Genomic DNA, 16,300 nt, shown 5'->3' with positions numbered 1-16,300 from the left:
CCTCCCCTCGCCTCTCAACCCAGCTCGAGCAGACGCGCCTTGAGCGTCTGCAGCTGATCGCGCAGCTTGGCGGCCTGCTCGAACTCCAGGTTCTGTGCCGCCTCGAACATGCGATCCTCGAGCTTGCCGATCTCCTTGGTCAGCTGCGGCGCACTCATCGCACTGAGTTCGTCGCGAGTGTAGCTGCCGGGCGCTTCGGCCACGCGCTGCTCGGCGCGCTTGCGCCCGCCCTTGCGACCCGGGGCCTGGGCCCCTTCCATGATGTCGGCGACCGACTTGGTCACCGTACGCGGGACGATGCCGTGCTCCTCGTTGTGCGCCACCTGCTTGGCTCGGCGACGCTCGGTCTCGTCGATCGCCCGGCGCATCGAGTCGGTGACCCGGTCGCCATAGAGGATCGCCTTGCCATGGGCGTTGCGTGCGGCGCGGCCGATGGTCTGAATCAGCGAGCGCTCGGCGCGCAGGAAGCCCTCCTTGTCGGCATCCAGGATCGCCACCAGCGACACCTCGGGAATATCCAGCCCCTCGCGCAGCAGGTTGATCCCCACCAGCACATCGAACTTGCCCAGCCGCAGATCGCGGATGATCTCGACCCGCTCCACGGTATCGATGTCCGAGTGCAGATAGCGCACGCGCACGTCGTGCTCGTCGAGATACTCGGTGAGATCCTCGGCCATGCGCTTGGTCAGGGTGGTCACCAGCACCCGCTCCTCGACCTCGATGCGCAGGCGAATCTCGGAGAGCAGGTCGTCGACCTGGGTAGACGCCGGACGCACCTCGATCTCCGGGTCGACCAGCCCGGTGGGGCGTACCACCTGCTCCACCACCTGCCCGGCGTGCGCCTGCTCGTAGGGGCCGGGCGTGGCCGAGACGAACACCGTCTGCGGCAGGATGTTCTCCCACTCCTCGAACTGCATCGGGCGGTTGTCGAGCGCCGAGGGCAGGCGGAAGCCGTACTCCACCAGCGTCTCCTTGCGCGAACGGTCACCTTTGTACATGCCGCCCACCTGGGGCACGCTGACGTGGGATTCGTCGATGAACAGCAGCGCATCGTCGGGCAGATAGTCGAAGAAGGTCGGCGGCGCCTGCCCCGGCTCGCGGCCGGAGAGATAGCGCGAGTAGTTCTCGATACCGTTGCAGTAGCCCAGCTCCAGCATCATCTCGATGTCGTAGAGGGTACGCTGCTCGAGGCGCTGCGCTTCGACCAGCCGCTCGTGCTTGCGCAGATAGTCGAGCCGCTCGGTGAGCTCCTGCTTGATCGCATCGATTGCCGAGAGAATGGTGTCCCGCGGGGTGACGTAGTGGGTCTTGGGGTAGATGGTCATGCGCGGCACCTGGCCGCGCACTTCACCGGTGAGCGGATCGAACAGCCGGATCGAGTCGATCTCGTCGTCGAACAGCTCCACCCGTACGCCCTCGTCCTCGGCGTCCGCCGGGAAGATATCGATCACGTCACCGCGCACACGATAGGTACCGCGGCGAAAGTCGGCATCGTTGCGGGTGTACTGCAGCTCGGCGAGACGGCGCAGGAACTGGCGCTGGTCGATCTGCTCGCCGCGGTTGAAGTGCAGCCGCATCTTCATGTACTGCTCGGGGTCCCCCAGGCCGTAGATCGCCGAGACCGAGACCACGATCAGCGCATCGCGGCGTTCGAGCAGCGCCTTGGTCGCCGACAGTCGCATCTGCTCGATATGGTCGTTGATGGAAGCATCCTTCTCGATGAAGGTGTCCGATGACGGCACATAGGCTTCCGGCTGGTAGTAGTCGTAGTAGGAGACGAAGTATTCGATGGCGTTGTCGGGGAAGAAGCTCTTGAACTCACCGTAGAGCTGGGCCGCCAGCGTCTTGTTGGGCGCCAGCACGATGGTCGGACGCTGCAGCGTCTCGACCACGTTGGCCATGGTGAAGGTCTTGCCCGACCCGGTGACCCCGAGCAGCGTCTGATGCGACAGCCCCGCCCCGAGCCCACGCACCAAGCCCTCGATGGCGGCGGGCTGGTCACCCGCGGGGCGGTACTTGGAGTGAATCTTGAAGGGTTTGTTCATGATCGTTAGGTAGGGTCCAGAGCCGGTCGCTTCAAGGGCGGCGCGCGATGATCGCGATGATGAAATCTCAACGGGCGACGTAGCCCTTTCCCAGCTCGCTGACGGCCTTGATCAGCGCGCTGCGCGGGGCACTGCCTTCGACCTCGGCCCAGTCGCGGCCGATATCGACGCTCTCGACGCCATCGACCATCATCAGCGCCGTGGTGACACGATTGAGATCCTCGGGAGTGGTGACACCGTCGAGGGCCAGATTGATTCGGGACATGGATGACTCGCTAACCGCGGGATGAATTCGAAACCATTGATGAGAATAGCACCTCAGCGCCTGGGCTTTGTTTGAAAAGTCGACGCGCGAAGGCCATGAAGGGCGAAACCTGGCGAAGACGGACCGGGCTGACTTACCCGTTCACGCGGTGTAAATGCGTCTCCGGCGCCGATTTTCAACGCCGCATGGGCAAGCATAGTGCGTTTTGGACTTGACCTGAGTCCGTTGCGGACTTGACCTGGACAGCGTTGCAATATGGCACCATCGTCACCATGTTGAGGCCATTGTCGGGCCCCATGCCCCCTCGCTCGCGATGGATGGTCATCGCCGACGACCCCCACTCACCATTGACCACCGGAGTGACCCGATGCACGACTGGACGGCGCATCTCGAAGCCCAGGGCGGCGAGCCACGCGACGCGCTGCACTGGCAGTTCCCTGACGACGCCCGTCAGCCGGAGAGCAGCGCCTCGGCGCTGGTTCCGCTGACACATCTGGCCGTGCTCGAGTGCCGCGGCGCCGATGCCGCGCGCTTCCTGCAGGGCCAGACCAGCGCCAACGTCGAGCACGCCAACGGCAACCTGGCACCGCTGACGGTGTTCTGCACCCCCAAGGGGCGGGTACTGGCCAACGCCGAGCTGCTGCAGGTGGCACCCGAGCACTACTGGCTACTGCTGCACGCCTCGCTGGTGGCGCCGCTCAAGCAGCAGCTCGACAAGTACGCCCCCTTCTACAAGATGACCCTGGCCGCCCGCGACGATCTGGTGCTGCTCGGCGTGATCGGTGACACCCCGGCCACGACCGCGTGGCCTTCGACCGACTGGCACATGCAACAGCACGGAGATACGGTTGTGGTGCGCCACCCCGGGCCCCAGCCACGCTGGCTGCTGGCACTGCCTGAGGCCCAGGCCGAGGCGCAATGGGCGGCACTGACCGCCGAGCTGCCGGTGAGCGGCACCGCCCGCTGGCAGCGCGCCGATATCGCCGCCGGCCTGGCCTGGCTGACCCAGGCCCACAGCGACAGCTATCTGCCGCAGATGATCAACTGGGAGGCGCTGGGAGGCATCAGCTTCCGCAAGGGCTGCTACACCGGTCAGGAGGTGGTGGCACGCGCCCACTTCCGCGGTCAGGTGAAGCGCCGTCTAGGGGTGGCATGGCTCACGGGCGACACGCCACCGGCGCTCGGCAGCGAGATTCGCGATGGACAGGAGAAGCGTGTCGGCGAGGTGTGCCAGGCAGAGGCCGACCCGAGCGGCACCGGCTGCCAGCTGCTGATCGTGATCAGCACCGCGGCCGCGGATGATGCGCCACTCCAGGTAGAGGGCCGCGAGCTGACGCGCCAGCCACTGCCCTACCCGCTCGAACGCCTCGATCCGGAAACCCTGGCCGCTGCCAGCGAGCCCGCTCAGGCGTGACGCCGGTCAGCGCCGCGGATCATTACCTCGTGGGCTAGGCGCAGGCGAACAGACGGCAAGTATTGGCATAGGCCTGGGCAGCGACCTCGGCCTCGGGGCAGCGGCGCAGCGCGGCGACCCGCGTCAACACCTCAGTCAGGTTGGCCGGCTCGTTACGCTGCCCCTGGCGCCCGGCCGGCGGCATGTCGGGGCTATCGGTCTCGAGCACGAAGGCATCGTCGGGCAAGCTAGCGATGGCCCGCTGCAGCCGCTGGGCACGCGTATGGGTGGCAGCACCGCCCAGGCCCAGATGGTAGCCGAGATCGACGAAGCGATGGGCCTGCTGCGGGCTACCGGAAAAGGCATGGATCAGCCCCCCCGCGGGTAGCGCCAGCTGCCGCAGCCGCTTGGCGACCTGGTCGTTGGCGTGCACGCAGTGGATCACCAGCGGCAGCCGATAGTGCTTGGCCAGCTGCAGCTGGGCTTCGAACAGCTGCCACTGCCGCGGCAACGTCTCCGCAAACCGGGCATCGATGCCGCACTCGCCCACCGCGACAACCTCACGGCGCTGCGCCAGCGCCTCTCCCAGTGCGTCGAGATCCTCGTCACGATGGGTGGCGACGAAATAGGGGTGCAGCCCCAGCCCGATCACCACGTCGTCGCGCGCCGCCAGCGCACTCACCGCCGGCCAGCGTGCCCGCGTGGTAGCGGGCACCATGAAACGTCTGACGCCGACGGCCTGTGCCCGCGCCAACACCGCCTCGCGGTCGGCGTCGAAGGCGGCGAAATCGAGATGGCAGTGGGCGTCGAACAGCATCGTCAGGGCGTGGATGGCGCGTCGCTGGGCAGGTCGGCGGTGCAGTGGCCGCAGCGGGTCGCCTTGATCGGGATGGTCATGAAGCAGTAGGGGCAGGCCTTGTCGCTGGGCGCCTTGGGCGCCACCGCTTCTTCACGCTTGAGCCGGTTGATGGTGCGCACCAGCAGGAAAACGGCAAAGGCGACGATGACGAAACTGATCACCGCATTGAGGAAGAGCCCGTAGTCCAGGGTCACCGCCCCCGCCTGCTGTGCCGCCGCCAGCGACGGATAGGGCCCGGGCGTGGCGCCCTCCTTGAGCACGGCGAAGAAGTTGGAGAAATCCACGCCGCCGATCAGCAACCCCAGCAGCGGGTTCATGATGTTCTTGACCAGGCTCTGCACGATCAGGGTGAAGGCCCCACCGATGATGATGCCCACGGCCATGTCGACGACATTGCCCTTGACCGCGAATTCGCGGAACTCCTTGAGAAATTTGGAAGCCATCGACGTTCCCTTTGACTGAGTCGATCACCCGCTGCGAGACACGCCGGCCGGCGCGTCCTCCCCTAGATAGATACCCTACGCCAACAGCATGGCCCAGGCGCCAGTGGGCGACAAGCACGTTGCCGCCGCCCGATCGGTGCCCGCTGGCGCGCGCGTTCGGCGCCTTCCGACGTCGGGGCTCACGCTATCAATGCTCACGCGTCGCGCGGAAGGTGATATCCGGCCAGCGCTCCTGGGTCATCTGCAGATTGACCCGGGTCGGCGCCAGATAGGTGAGATAGTGGCCGCCGTCATAGGCCAGGTTGAGGCTCGCCTTGCGCTTGAACTCGTCGAGCTTCTTGGCGTCGTCGCAGTAGATCCAACGCGCGGTATGGACGTTGACCGGCTCATACAGACAGTCGACCTTGTACTCCTCCTTGAGCCGGTGGGCGACCACGTCGAACTGCAGCGTTCCCACCGCTCCGACGATAAGATCGTTGTTGTCCAGCGGCAGGAAGACCTGGGTCGCGCCCTCCTCGGAGAGCTGCTGCAACCCCTTCTGCAGCGCCTTCATCTTGAGTGGATCACGCAGCCGCACGCGGCGGAACAGCTCGGGGGCGAAGTGCGGGATACCGAGAAAGCGCATGTCCTCGCCGGCGGTGAAAGTATCGCCGATCTGGATTGTGCCGTGGTTGTGCAGACCGATGATGTCGCCAGGCCAGGCCTCCTCGACGTGGGCGCGATCGGAGGCCATGAAGGTCAGGGCATCGGCGATCTTGACGTCCTTGCCGATACGCACGTGGCGCATCTTCATGTTGCGTTCGTACTTGCCCGAGCAGATGCGCAGGAAGGCGACCCGGTCGCGGTGCTTGGGGTCCATGTTGGCCTGGATCTTGAACACGAAGCCGGAGAAGCGGCCGTCGTCGGAGACCACTTCACGGGCGTCGGTCTCGCGCGCCTGGGGCGCCGGGGCGAACTCGACGAAGCCGTTGAGCATCTCGCGCACGCCGAAGTTGCCCATGGCGGTACCGAAGTAGACCGGCGTCAGCTCGCCGCGGCGATAGGCATCGAGATCGAACGCGTGGGAGGCACCGCGCACCAGTTCCACCTCCATGCGCAGCTCCTCGGCCACGCTGGCACCCAGCACGCGATCCACCTCTTCACTGTCGAGGCCCTCGATGCGCTTGTCCTCGGGGATCCGGTTGCCCTGACCCTGGGTGTAGAGGTGAACGACATCGTCATAGAGGTGGTAGACCCCCTTGAAGGCCCGTCCCATGCCGATCGGCCAGGTCATCGGCGCACACTGGATATTGAGCACTGTCTCGATCTCGTCCATCACTTCGACCGGATCGCGAATCTCGCGGTCCATCTTGTTGACGAAGGTCAAAATCGGCGTGGTACGCAGGCGGCAGACCTCCATCAGCTTGATGGTGCGATCCTCGACGCCCTTGGCGCCATCGATCACCATCAGCGCCGAGTCGACCGCCGTCAGCGTGCGGTAGGTGTCCTCGGAGAAATCCTCGTGCCCCGGGGTATCGAGCAGGTTGACCACCCGCCCGTTGTAGGGAAACTGCATCACCGAGGTGGTCACCGAGATGCCGCGCTCCTGCTCCATCTTCATCCAGTCGGAGGTGGCATGACGCTCGGCGCGCTTGCTCTTGACCGAGCCCGCCAGCTGGATCGCATTGCCGAACAGCAGCATCTTCTCGGTGATGGTGGTCTTGCCCGCGTCGGGGTGGCTGATGATGGCGAAGGTACGCCGCAGTGCCGCTTCCTGGGCTATCTGAATGTCTGACATGGAGAATTCGCTGACCGAAACAGGGCACGTCGGCCGAGTGGACCGCGCGTGCGAGGGTGTAGAGAGGCTCAGAATGGGCGCGATTGTACGCGCTGGCGGCGGCGAGGTGTAGCGGCTGAGGTCTAGCACCCCCGGCACGCCCTGACGACGCCGGGGCAGTGCACGCTCACACCAGCCGCCCGGCTGCGTTACCATAGGCGGGTATTCGACCACTGGCGCGGGCGCGACGACATCGCCGATCGCCGTTGCGGAGAGATAATGTTGCAGGCGCTTCCCCTTTCGACCCCGAACCGCAACCTGGTGCGCCTGACGATCGTGCGCGGCATCACCTGGACCGGCTTCCTGGCGGCGATCATCTTCGGCATCGAAGTGCTCAAGTTCCAGCTCCACGTGCTGCCGATCATCAGCGTGATCGTCGCCATGGGGCTGTGCAACGTGGCCACCTGGTGGCGTCTGGGCCGGCCACTGGCGGTGACCGACACCGAATACCTGCTGCACTGGCTGGTCGATATCGCCGGCCTGAGCCTGCTGTTCTACTACACCGGCGGCTCGACCAACCCCTTCATCACCTACCTGCTGGTACCACTGGCGATCGCCGCTTCCACCCTGCCCTGGTCCTACGCCTGGATCATCGCCTTCGCCGCCACCGCCAGCTACACCTTCATGATGCTCTTCTACGAACCGGTGCCGCAGCTCGCCAGCGCCGAACTGGTCTCGGGCATCCAGCTGCACACCGTGGGCATGTGGCTCAATTTCATCCTCTCCGGCGGCCTGCTCAGCTTCTTCATCTTCAAGATGGCGCACGCCCTGCGCCGCCGCGATCTGACGCTCTCGCGCACCCGCGAGGCGGCACTGCGCAACGAGCAGATTCTCGCCGTGGCGACCCAGGCCGCCGGCACCGCCCACGAGCTGGGCACCCCGCTGTCGACCATGGCGGTGCTGCTCAACGAGATGCGCCACGACGCCGCCGACCAGCCGCAACTGCTCGAGGACGTCGAGCTGCTGCGTCGCCAGGTCGACACCTGCAAGCAGCGCCTGCAGACCCTGGTCGCCAATGCCGACCGTCGGCGCCTGGAGAAGCCGGAGACGCTGCGCGCGATTCCCTGGATGGAGTCGCTGATCCAGCGCTGGCTGGTGCTGCGCCCGGACGTGCATCATCAACTGGAGATCGTCGGGCGCCGTGGACAGCCCTGGATCGCAGTCGACACCACGCTGGAGCAGGCGCTGATCAACCTGCTCAACAATGCTGCCGATGCCAGCCCGGAAGCGGTCGTGACCAGCCTCGACTGGAACGTCGAGGAGCTGATCATCGATATCCGTGACCACGGCCCCGGCGTGCCGATGTCGATCGCCGATCAGCTCGGCGACACCTTCATCTCGACCAAGAGCAAGGGTATGGGCATCGGCCTGTTTCTGAGCCACGCCACCATCAACCGCTTCGGTGGTGGCGTGAGTCTCTACAATCACGAGGAGGGCGGCACCCTGACCGAGGTCAAGCTGCCGCGGGTCAGCGCCGGCGAGCAGCCCTGAGCGCCCGCCCCGACGGCCATGCCGTCGCTCTCTGCATCAACTGGCAAGGAAAGTATCGAGGACGGATAGCCATGAGTGATCAGGAACGTCTGCTGATCGTCGACGACGACGATCAGTTCTGCTTCGTGATGGAGCGCGCCATGCGCCGACGCGGCTACGAGGTGAGCATCGCCCACACCCAGGCCGAGGCGCTCGAGGCGGCGCGCCAGGCGCCACCGGATCTGGCCACCCTGGATCTCAAGCTGGAGTCGGACTCCGGGCTCAAGCTGCTGCCCGAGCTGCTGACGGTGGCGCCCGAGTGCCGGGTCATCGTGCTCACCGGCTACTCGAGCATCGCCACCGCGGTCGAAGCGATCAAGCTCGGCGCGGTCAATTACCTGTGCAAGCCGGCCGACGCCGACGAGATCCTGCACGCGCTGGATCGCAACAGTGGCGACGTCGACGTCGAGATCGCCGACAACCCACCCTCGGTCAACCGCGTGACCTGGGAACATATCCAGAAGGTGCTGCAGGAGCACGACGGCAATATCTCGGCCACCGCGCGTGCGCTCGGCATGCACCGGCGCACCCTGCAGCGCAAGCTGCAGAAACGCCCGGTGCGTCACTAAGCTCCGCTCAGATCTTCGCCTTAACCCGCTTTCGACCCCCGCAGGAGTCTCACTTGGATCACACCCAGCGCCTCGAACAGATGATTCGTATCGCCCATCAGGCCGGCGAGCGCATCAAAGATGCCCGCCGCGCGCAGGACTACTCGCAAAGCTACAAGGGCGGTGACGAGCTGGTCACCGACGTCGACGTCGCGGTCGACCAGCTGATCGCCGACGAACTGGAGGCGAACTTTCCCGGCGAGGCACGTCTGACCGAAGAGCTCTCCCCCGACCGCAGTCAGCTCGAGCGCGAAGGGCCACTGTGGGTCGTCGACCCGATCGACGGCACGGTCAACTTCGCCTACGACCACGTCCACGTGGCGGTCTCCATCGCCTGGGCGGTGGATGGCGAGCTCGAGCTGGGTGTGGTCCACTCCCCCTTCATGGACGAGACCTTCAGCGCAGTGCGCGGCCAGGGCGCCTGGTGCAACGGCCAGGCGATCCGCTGCAGCCAGGCCGACAGCCTGGCGCGTAGCCTGGTCGCCACCGGCTTCCCCTACGGTCGCGACAAGCGCGAGCCGCTGGTGCGCCGTCTCAGCCACGTTCTCGGCGCCTGTCGCGACATCCGCCGCAATGGCTCCGCCGCACTCGACCTCTGCCATGTCGCCTGCGCACGCCTGGACGCCTACTACGAGAGCGTCTCGCCCTGGGACTTCGCCGCCGGGCTGCTGATCGCCCGCGAGGCGGGTGCGCGCACCGGCCACCTCTACACCTGCCCGGACAACCTGCCTGTCGATCTCTATGGCGAGAACCTGCTGGTGAGCGCTCCGGACATCCACCGCGAACTGGGCGAGCTGCTGCGCCACGCCGACGAAGGTGGCCGGCTCCGGCACTGAGCAGCGCCCCGGGACGCGATAGCAGCGCACGGGGATAGCGCCGGATGAGACATAGTCCCGCGCAATGGGCCGAGTAGACTGACGCTATTGGCGACCCGGGGTTTAATACGAAAGAATAAGGCCCCACTGACTATTCAGTTTCACGTCATTCCCTTTTCACAGGAGACCGCTCGATGTTGACCGTCATTTTTGGCCGTCCCGGCTGCCCCTTCTGCGTGCGTGCCAAGGAGCTCTCCGAACAGCTCAAACAGGCGCGTGACGATTTCGACTTCCGCTATATCGACATCCACGCCGAAGGCATCACCAAGGCAGACATGGAAAAGACCATCGGCAAGCCGGTGGAGACCGTACCGCAGATCTTCGTCGATCAGACTCACATCGGCGGCTTCACCGAGTTCGATCAGTACGTTCGTGATCACGCCCTGATGCCGGAAAGCGCCTGAGCCACAGGCGCCTTCGACAGGTCGGCGTCCACAGCGTCCGTAAGCGACACCCCAGCACGACAACGCCCGCGACCTTATCGGTGGCGGGCGTTTTGCATCCGGCCGGTTACGCGGCTCAGGCCGCCTCGGCGTCCCAGTCGTGGCCGTCGAGATCGAGCTCGTACTGGATCGGCCCGTGGCGCGGATCGAGTTCGTTGATGTAGTGGGTCGACTCCACCAGCGGCACCAGCGGCGTATACGGCTCCTGCTCTTGCGGAGTCTTGATCGGCTCGCGCCGCCACAGGCGATAGAGAATGAACAGCGCCAGCAACAGGGCCGCGCTGCCGAGGAAGTACCACAGCCCGTCAGGCCCTGCGATATCCATCAGCAGCGAGGCGCTGAACGGGCCGATCACCGAGCCCACGCCATAGCACATCAGGATCTTGCCATTGGCCTGGATCGTCTCCTCCGGCTCCAGCCAATCGTGGGTATGAGCCAGACTCAACGAATAGAGCGTGTGCAGCATGGCGGTGTGAAAACTGGCCACAAACACCAGCAGCCAGAAGCTGGAGCGCGCGGCGAAGGTGATCAGCACCCCGGAAATCGTCATCACGATCGCCATGCACAGGATCACCTTGCGCCGATCGAAGCGGTCCGAGATCCGGCCGAGGGTCCACTGGGCCACCAGCGCCACCAGCGTGGTGATCGACATGAATTGGGCGGTCTGGCCGGTGCTCAGGCCGATCTCCTGGCCGTAGTAGGGGGTCATGGCGAAAAACGCCTGGACCATCATCCCGGCAACGAACGCTCCTGTCAGCCCCACCGGGGCGCGCTTGAACAGTTGGGCCAGCGAGATCTTCGCCGCCGCGCTGTGCTGGCCGCGCAGCGGGCCGTGGATACGGTGGATCGAGAGCGGTACCAGCGACAGCGCGAACAGGATGCCGGCGACCGAGAACAGCACGAAGGTGCCGGGATCGGCGGCATTGAGCATCCACTGGCCGCCGGCCAGCGACAGCGTCGAGATCACCAGATACCAGCCGAGCACCCGGCCACGATTCTCGTTGGTCGACTCCCCCGAGACCCACGACTCCATCACCATCAGCAGACCGGCAGTGGCCGCCCCGCCGAACAGCCGCCACACCAGCCAGGCCCAGGGATTGACCCACAGCCCATGGAGGATCGCGGTCGCCGCCAGCAGCGCCGCACAGGCGGCGAAGACGCGAATATGCCCAACGCTGCGAATGCGCTTCTCGAGCCAGTAGCTACCGGCGACGAAGCCCAGCGAGAAGCAGGACATCAACAGCCCGGCCATCTGCGACGGGAACGACTCGAGCGACATGCGTACACCGAGCAGCGTCATGATCAGGCCATGACCGAGCAGGAAACTGATCTCGCACAGAAACAGAATGGGCAGCGTCGCAGGCAGTGAGCGCAAACAGTCCTCCGGTAGATGACGACACGGCACGACGGCGGCACACAGCCACCGCTGGCCGGCGGGCCGCATCCCGCCGCGCGCGGGGTGAGGCAGAAGCAAAAGGAGCGGCATTCTAACAACTTGCCCACCCTATTCCGACTCACGAATGGCCCCCGATGTGGCGCGCCACGAATTATTCACATCTTCTGTGGATAACGCTGTGCATTTCCGGTGTCCGGGCGCGACGCTCGCCGAGCATCTCGGCATTGCACTCGGATTGATCAGATTTTCGGCACTCGCCAAACCCGGCAGCATGACGATTTTGACCCTTGACCCGCGCACCGCCATGGCCATCTGTGCAGTTCGACGACATTCCAGTAACATTGCCCCAAGTCTTTGATGGAGCATGGCATGTCGACCCTCAAGGGGCTCGTCAGCGTACTGCTGTTGATCGCCAACACCCTGTTCTGGGGCGTGCCGCTGATCGCGCTCACCGCACTCAAGCTGGTCACACCCACCCGTCGGGCGCGACTGCGCGTGCTCGGCGGGCTGCACCGTATCGCGTTGGCCTGGATTCGCACCAACAACGTCTGGATTCGCCACTGGGTGCGCCCGCGCCTCCATCGCGAGCTGCCGGAGGGCCTCTCTACGACGCAGTGGTGGCTGGTGATCGCCAACCACCGCAGCTGGACCGACATCATCGTCATGCTCTACGTGCTCACCGGCCGCCTGCCGATGCCCAAGTTCTTCCTCAAGCGCGAGCTGATACTGGTGCCCATCGTCGGCCTCGCCTGGTGGGCGCTGGAGTTCCCGTTCATGCGCCGTTACAGCCGCGAACGTCTGGCGCGCAACCCCAAGCTCGCCGAGCGCGATCGTCAGGCGACCCAGCGCATGTGTGACCACGCCCGCGAAATGCCGATGGCGATCTACAACTTCGTCGAGGGTACCCGCTTCACCGCGGTCAAGCGTCACGCCCAGTCGAGCCCGTTCGAGCATCTGCTGCGGCCCAAGGCCGGCGGCGTGGCCCAGGTGATCGGTCTGCTCGGCGAGCGCCTCGACGGCATCCTCGACGTGACCCTGCACTATCGGCGTCAGCAGCCCAACTTCTGGGACTTTCTGTGCGGTCGCGAGGGAGAAATCGCACTGGTGGTCAGACGCCTCGACCGGCCGGACTGGATGCTCGCGGGTCGTTACGACGATGCCCAATACAAGGAACGTTTCTATTCATGGCTCAACACCCTGTGGCAGGAAAAAGACGCGGCACTCTCCTCTTACTCCTGGTCCTGATCCTGCTGCTCGGCGGCTGCGCCAGCGGTGGGGGCGGCAGCGGTCGGGCCAGCCACGGCTGGATCACGGTGCAGCGCGGCGACACCCTGGGCAAGATCGCCAGTCAGGCGGATATCCCGCTGCTGCGCCTGCAGCGCTTCAACCCCGGTGTCGATGCACGGCGCCTGGCGGTGGGCCAGCGCCTGATGCTGCCCTCGCGCCAGGAGCGCGCCCCCGGCGGCGGCCCCTATCGCTATCAGGTGCGCCGCGGTGACACCCTCTACGGCGTCGCACGCTACTTCGGTGCCGACCCGCAGCGAGTCCAGGCGGCCAATCCGGGGCTCGATCCGAGCAACCTCGCCGTGGGCCAGCTGATTCAGGTACCACTTGGCAGCGCCGGCAGCCGCCGCAGCAGCGCTCACGCCAGTGCGCCCGCCGCCCGCCGCAGCCTGCCCGACCCGGGCCCGCTGCCGCGCACAGCGCACGGGTGGGCCTGGCCGCTGTCCAATTACCGCATCGCGCGCCCCTTCGGCCGCGACGCCAACGGCACGCTGCAACCGATGCTGCTCTCCACCAGCGGGCCCGCCCAGGCCAAGGCGACCAACGCCGGCAAGGTGCGCTTCGCCAGTGGCATGCGTCAGCTCGGCCAGGTGGTGATCCTGCACCACGCCGACAACATGCAGAGCGTCTACGCGTTCTGCAGCAAGCTGCTGGTGAGCGAGGGCCAGAGCGTCAGCCGCGGAGACCCCGTGTGCGACATCGCCCACGACGCCAACGCCAACAACTATCATCTGCTGTTCGATCTACGACATGGCGGCAAGCCCATCGATCCCGCGCGCGTGCTACGCTGATCGATAACGGGGTTTGTCATGGAACCGTCATCGCTTTGACGCATTGACGTCACTGGCGATACGCAGGATCTAGGAAGGGTCAACACGGTCGCACGCGCCGCCAACGCGGTCGTTCGCCGTGCAAGGGAGTGATCGTGATGCGGATAGCCCTGGTCAGCGAAACCTGGTCTCCGGAAGTCAATGGCGTGGCGCACACTTTGCGCCACCTGGCCAACCACCTCGTCGCCAAGGGCGTTACCCTGCAGGTGATCCGCCCGCAACCGGTCGGCGGCGAGCGTGACCAGCTGGCCGAGCGCGACGTTCATGTCAGGGGCATGTCGCTGCCGATCTACGCCGACGTGCATATCGGTTTGCCGTGCCGGCGGCGGCTGTTGAAGCTGTGGCGCCAGGAGCGCCCCGACGCGCTCTATATTGCCACCGAGGGTCCGCTCGGCTGGTCGGCGCTCAACGCCGCCCGCGATCTGCAGATTCCCGTGGTCAGCGGTTTTCACACCAATTTCGATCAGTACGCCGGCAACTACCATCTGGGCTGGAGCATCCCCATTGCACGGCGTGGCCTGCGCTACTTCCACAATCGCTGCGAGGCGACCCTGGTGCCCACCCAAGCCCAGCGCCAGCATCTCGAGTGCCAGGGCTACCAGCGCGTTTCGGTGCTCGCCCGCGGTGTCGATGCCCAGCGCTACGCTCCCGGCAAGCGCAGCGCCGAGCTGCGTCGCCAGTGGGGCGTCGGCCCGCATCAGCCGGTGGCGCTGTATGTCGGCCGCCTGGCTTCGGAAAAGAACATCGAACTGCTCGCCGACAGCATGGCGGCGATGCAGCGCAGCAATCCCGCCCTGGCCCAGGTCCTGGTGGGCGACGGCCCGGCACGCAAGACCCTCGCCCGACGTCTGCCGGAGGCGATCTTTACCGGCTTCCAGACCGGCGAGGCATTGGCGGCACACTACGCCAGCGCTGACCTGTTCGTGTTTCCCTCGCTCTCCGAGACTTTCGGCAACGTGGTGCCCGAGGCCATGGCCAGTGGCTTGGCCGTGGTCGCCTTCGAGCACGCCGCCGCCCAGGAACTGATCACCGATGGCGTCGACGGGCGCCTGATCGCCCCCGATGATCGCCACGGCTTCATTCAAGCCGCCAGCAAACTGAGTGGCCAACCCGCACTCTACGCCCAGCTCGGCCGTCAGGCGCGGCAACGCGCCGCCGCCCTGAGCTGGTCCAACATCGGTGACCGCTTCCTCGCCCACATGATCCAGGTCCAGAGGCCACAGCATGCTGCCGCGCACTACACGTCTCACGTTTGAACGTCTCGACCGCTTCGAGAGCCGCCTCAGCCACCGCTTCGCCGAACTTTCGCGCCACTCGCCGACGCTGTGGCTGTTCCGGCTGGTCAGCCGTGTGGGCGACTGGCCGGCGTGGGTACTGCTGTGCCTGTGCCAGCCACTGTGGCACGGCACCCGCGGCTGGCTGATCGCCGTCTACTGGGGGCTGACCACCGCGGTGGCCGCCCTGCTCTATCGGCTGCTCAAGACCCGACTGTGCCGCGAGCGACCTTACATCACCTTCTCGACCATTCGCTGCAGCATGCCGCCGGTGGACCGCTACAGCTTTCCCAGCGGACACACCCTGCATGCGGTGATGTTCACCCTGCTCACCGCCACCACCACGCCCAGCCTGCTGCCGGTGGTGTTCCCCCTGGCCTGCCTGATTGCCGCCTCACGGGTGGTGCTAGGGCTGCACTACCTGAGCGACGTCCTGATCGGTGGCCTGATCGGCGCCGGCCTCGCCTGGTCCAGCCAGGCGCTGGCAGCGCTGATCTTTCCCCCGCTTTGAGCGCTGGCGCCGCATCGCGCGGGGAGTGGCAGTGGCTCGAGACCCGACCGGTGCTGGCCCGGCTCGATACCTTTCTCTCCCCCGCGGCGGCCAGTGCGCTGCTCGACACCCTGCTGCGCGAGGTGGCATGGGAGAGCCCGGCTATCCGCGTCTACGGACGCGACCACGTCATCCCCCGCGCCCAGTGCTGGATGGGTGACCCCGAGGCCAGCTACCGTTACTCCGGCAGCCAGCTGGTACCGACCCCCTGGCACCCGACCGTGGCCGAACTGGCCACTCGGGTGCAGCAAGCCCTGGCCCACGCCGGGTTGCCGACCACCGAGTTCAACAGCGTTCTGCTCAACCGCTATCAGGATGGCCAGCAACGCATGGGCTGGCACAGTGACGACGAGCCCGAGCTGGGCCCAGACCCGGTGGTCGCCGCGGTCTCGCTCGGCGCCGAGCGACCGCTACGCTTCCGCGAGCGTCACCGGGATTCCGGGCAGCGGGCGTTCAACGTCTGGCTGCCCCACGGCAGCCTGCTGCTGATGGGCCCCGGCGCGCAATCCCGCTGGCAGCACGCCCTCACCCCGCGGGCGATCCCCGGCCCCCGCGTCAGCCTCACCTTCCGTCGCGTCTGCGGCTGAGCCGCACCAGGACACATGGCCCTGGTAGAGAGGGCGAATGCGCGCTGACAACCAGAGCGCACCGGTCCTGTTCACTGGTCTGAGCAACCCAAAAAAGCCTCC

Annotated in this window: 16 protein-coding genes; 10 read left to right on the top strand and 6 right to left on the bottom strand. The window is 66.0% G+C overall.

The window, feature by feature from the left end:
- Positions 1-14 precede the first annotated feature (14 nt).
- The gene (gene uvrB / locus DOM66_RS02830) at positions 15-2,045 is read right to left on the bottom strand and encodes an excinuclease ABC subunit UvrB (RefSeq protein ID WP_110689193.1); all 2,031 of its coding nucleotides are present in this window, start codon (positions 2,043-2,045) and stop codon (positions 15-17) included.
- A gap of 67 nt (positions 2,046-2,112) precedes the next feature.
- On the bottom strand, positions 2,113-2,310 hold the full coding sequence (locus tag DOM66_RS02825) for a hypothetical protein (protein WP_110677897.1): 198 nt from the start codon (positions 2,308-2,310) through the stop codon (positions 2,113-2,115).
- 367 nt (positions 2,311-2,677) lie between these two features.
- On the opposite strand from DOM66_RS02825, the gene ygfZ reads away from it, so the two are divergent.
- Entirely contained in the window at positions 2,678-3,724 is a 1,047-nt protein-coding gene (gene ygfZ, locus DOM66_RS02820; RefSeq protein ID WP_110689192.1) for a CAF17-like 4Fe-4S cluster assembly/insertion protein YgfZ, read from the top strand.
- Between the two features lie 34 nt (positions 3,725-3,758).
- On the opposite strand, the gene DOM66_RS02815 is transcribed toward ygfZ, so the two are convergent.
- The 3 genes from DOM66_RS02815 to DOM66_RS02805 all read right to left on the bottom strand — a co-directional run bounded on the left by DOM66_RS02815 (position 3,759) and on the right by DOM66_RS02805 (position 6,782).
- A complete protein-coding gene (locus DOM66_RS02815) occupies positions 3,759-4,520 on the bottom strand; it encodes a TatD family hydrolase (protein ID WP_110689191.1) in 762 nt (253 codons plus the stop codon).
- Positions 4,521-4,522: 2 nt separating this feature from the next.
- Complete coding sequence (gene mscL / locus DOM66_RS02810; protein ID WP_110689190.1) at positions 4,523-5,005, bottom strand: large-conductance mechanosensitive channel protein MscL; 483 nt, start codon at positions 5,003-5,005, stop codon at positions 4,523-4,525.
- Between the two features lie 187 nt (positions 5,006-5,192).
- Positions 5,193-6,782, bottom strand: coding sequence for a peptide chain release factor 3 (locus DOM66_RS02805; protein ID WP_110677904.1), 1,590 nt, complete (start codon positions 6,780-6,782; stop codon positions 5,193-5,195).
- Between the two features lie 258 nt (positions 6,783-7,040).
- Between DOM66_RS02805 and DOM66_RS02800 the strand changes: the two genes are divergently transcribed.
- The 4 genes from DOM66_RS02800 (at position 7,041) to DOM66_RS02785 (ending at position 10,238) form a co-directional block, all read left to right on the top strand.
- The gene (locus DOM66_RS02800) at positions 7,041-8,312 is read left to right on the top strand and encodes an ATP-binding protein (RefSeq protein ID WP_110677906.1); all 1,272 of its coding nucleotides are present in this window, start codon (positions 7,041-7,043) and stop codon (positions 8,310-8,312) included.
- Positions 8,313-8,383: 71 nt separating this feature from the next.
- Entirely contained in the window at positions 8,384-8,920 is a 537-nt protein-coding gene (locus tag DOM66_RS02795; protein ID WP_110677909.1) for a response regulator transcription factor, read from the top strand.
- A 53-nt stretch (positions 8,921-8,973) separates the two neighbouring features.
- Positions 8,974-9,795, top strand: coding sequence for an inositol monophosphatase family protein (locus DOM66_RS02790; RefSeq protein ID WP_245392349.1), 822 nt, complete (start codon positions 8,974-8,976; stop codon positions 9,793-9,795).
- A 173-nt stretch (positions 9,796-9,968) separates the two neighbouring features.
- Positions 9,969-10,238 (top strand): GrxA family glutaredoxin, encoded by a 270-nt coding sequence (locus tag DOM66_RS02785; RefSeq protein WP_110677911.1) that lies wholly within the window; start codon positions 9,969-9,971, stop codon positions 10,236-10,238.
- Between the two features lie 115 nt (positions 10,239-10,353).
- On the opposite strand, the gene DOM66_RS02780 is transcribed toward DOM66_RS02785, so the two are convergent.
- On the bottom strand, positions 10,354-11,652 hold the full coding sequence (locus tag DOM66_RS02780) for an MFS transporter (protein ID WP_110677913.1): 1,299 nt from the start codon (positions 11,650-11,652) through the stop codon (positions 10,354-10,356).
- Positions 11,653-12,042: 390 nt separating this feature from the next.
- Between DOM66_RS02780 and DOM66_RS02775 the strand changes: the two genes are divergently transcribed.
- The 5 genes from DOM66_RS02775 to DOM66_RS02755 all read left to right on the top strand — a co-directional run bounded on the left by DOM66_RS02775 (position 12,043) and on the right by DOM66_RS02755 (position 16,198).
- Positions 12,043-12,918: an acyltransferase gene (locus DOM66_RS02775; RefSeq protein ID WP_110689189.1), complete on the top strand. Its 876-nt coding sequence runs from the start codon at positions 12,043-12,045 to the stop codon at positions 12,916-12,918.
- A complete protein-coding gene (locus DOM66_RS02770; RefSeq protein ID WP_110689188.1) occupies positions 12,858-13,748 on the top strand; it encodes a M23 family metallopeptidase in 891 nt (296 codons plus the stop codon). The genes DOM66_RS02775 and DOM66_RS02770 overlap by 61 nt, the downstream gene beginning before the upstream one ends.
- A gap of 137 nt (positions 13,749-13,885) precedes the next feature.
- On the top strand, positions 13,886-15,043 hold the full coding sequence (locus DOM66_RS19990) for a glycosyltransferase family 4 protein (RefSeq protein WP_110689187.1): 1,158 nt from the start codon (positions 13,886-13,888) through the stop codon (positions 15,041-15,043).
- The gene (locus DOM66_RS02760; RefSeq protein ID WP_110677921.1) at positions 15,012-15,572 is read left to right on the top strand and encodes a phosphatase PAP2 family protein; all 561 of its coding nucleotides are present in this window, start codon (positions 15,012-15,014) and stop codon (positions 15,570-15,572) included. Before DOM66_RS19990 ends, DOM66_RS02760 begins: the two co-directional genes overlap by 32 nt.
- The gene (locus DOM66_RS02755) at positions 15,569-16,198 is read left to right on the top strand and encodes an alpha-ketoglutarate-dependent dioxygenase AlkB family protein (protein ID WP_245392348.1); all 630 of its coding nucleotides are present in this window, start codon (positions 15,569-15,571) and stop codon (positions 16,196-16,198) included. Before DOM66_RS02760 ends, DOM66_RS02755 begins: the two co-directional genes overlap by 4 nt.
- The last annotated feature ends 102 nt before the right edge of the window (positions 16,199-16,300 follow it).

Origin of the sequence: Salinicola endophyticus, from assembly GCF_003206575.1 — a bacterium.
Taxonomy (GTDB): domain Bacteria; phylum Pseudomonadota; class Gammaproteobacteria; order Pseudomonadales; family Halomonadaceae; genus Salinicola; species Salinicola endophyticus.
This window is presented reverse-complemented; position numbering and strand designations above follow the sequence as displayed.

Excerpts from the sequence above, each read along its gene's own strand:
- DOM66_RS02795 (WP_110677909.1), top strand. The coding sequence starts at position 8,384 with ATGAGTGATCAGGAACGTCTGCTGATCGTCGACGACGACGATCAGTTC.
- DOM66_RS19990 (WP_110689187.1), top strand. The coding sequence starts at position 13,886 with ATGCGGATAGCCCTGGTCAGCGAAACCTGGTCTCCGGAAGTCAATGGC.
- uvrB (WP_110689193.1), bottom strand. The coding sequence starts at position 2,045 with ATGAACAAACCCTTCAAGATTCACTCCAAGTACCGCCCCGCGGGTGAC.
- DOM66_RS02805 (WP_110677904.1), bottom strand. The coding sequence starts at position 6,782 with ATGTCAGACATTCAGATAGCCCAGGAAGCGGCACTGCGGCGTACCTTC.
- DOM66_RS02760 (WP_110677921.1), top strand. The coding sequence starts at position 15,012 with ATGCTGCCGCGCACTACACGTCTCACGTTTGAACGTCTCGACCGCTTC.
- ygfZ (WP_110689192.1), top strand. The coding sequence starts at position 2,678 with ATGCACGACTGGACGGCGCATCTCGAAGCCCAGGGCGGCGAGCCACGC.
- DOM66_RS02815 (WP_110689191.1), bottom strand. The coding sequence starts at position 4,520 with ATGCTGTTCGACGCCCACTGCCATCTCGATTTCGCCGCCTTCGACGCC.
- DOM66_RS02825 (WP_110677897.1), bottom strand. The coding sequence starts at position 2,310 with ATGTCCCGAATCAATCTGGCCCTCGACGGTGTCACCACTCCCGAGGAT.
- DOM66_RS02785 (WP_110677911.1), top strand. The coding sequence starts at position 9,969 with ATGTTGACCGTCATTTTTGGCCGTCCCGGCTGCCCCTTCTGCGTGCGT.
- DOM66_RS02775 (WP_110689189.1), top strand. The coding sequence starts at position 12,043 with ATGTCGACCCTCAAGGGGCTCGTCAGCGTACTGCTGTTGATCGCCAAC.
- DOM66_RS02770 (WP_110689188.1), top strand. The coding sequence starts at position 12,858 with ATGGCTCAACACCCTGTGGCAGGAAAAAGACGCGGCACTCTCCTCTTA.
- mscL (WP_110689190.1), bottom strand. The coding sequence starts at position 5,005 with ATGGCTTCCAAATTTCTCAAGGAGTTCCGCGAATTCGCGGTCAAGGGC.
- DOM66_RS02800 (WP_110677906.1), top strand. The coding sequence starts at position 7,041 with ATGTTGCAGGCGCTTCCCCTTTCGACCCCGAACCGCAACCTGGTGCGC.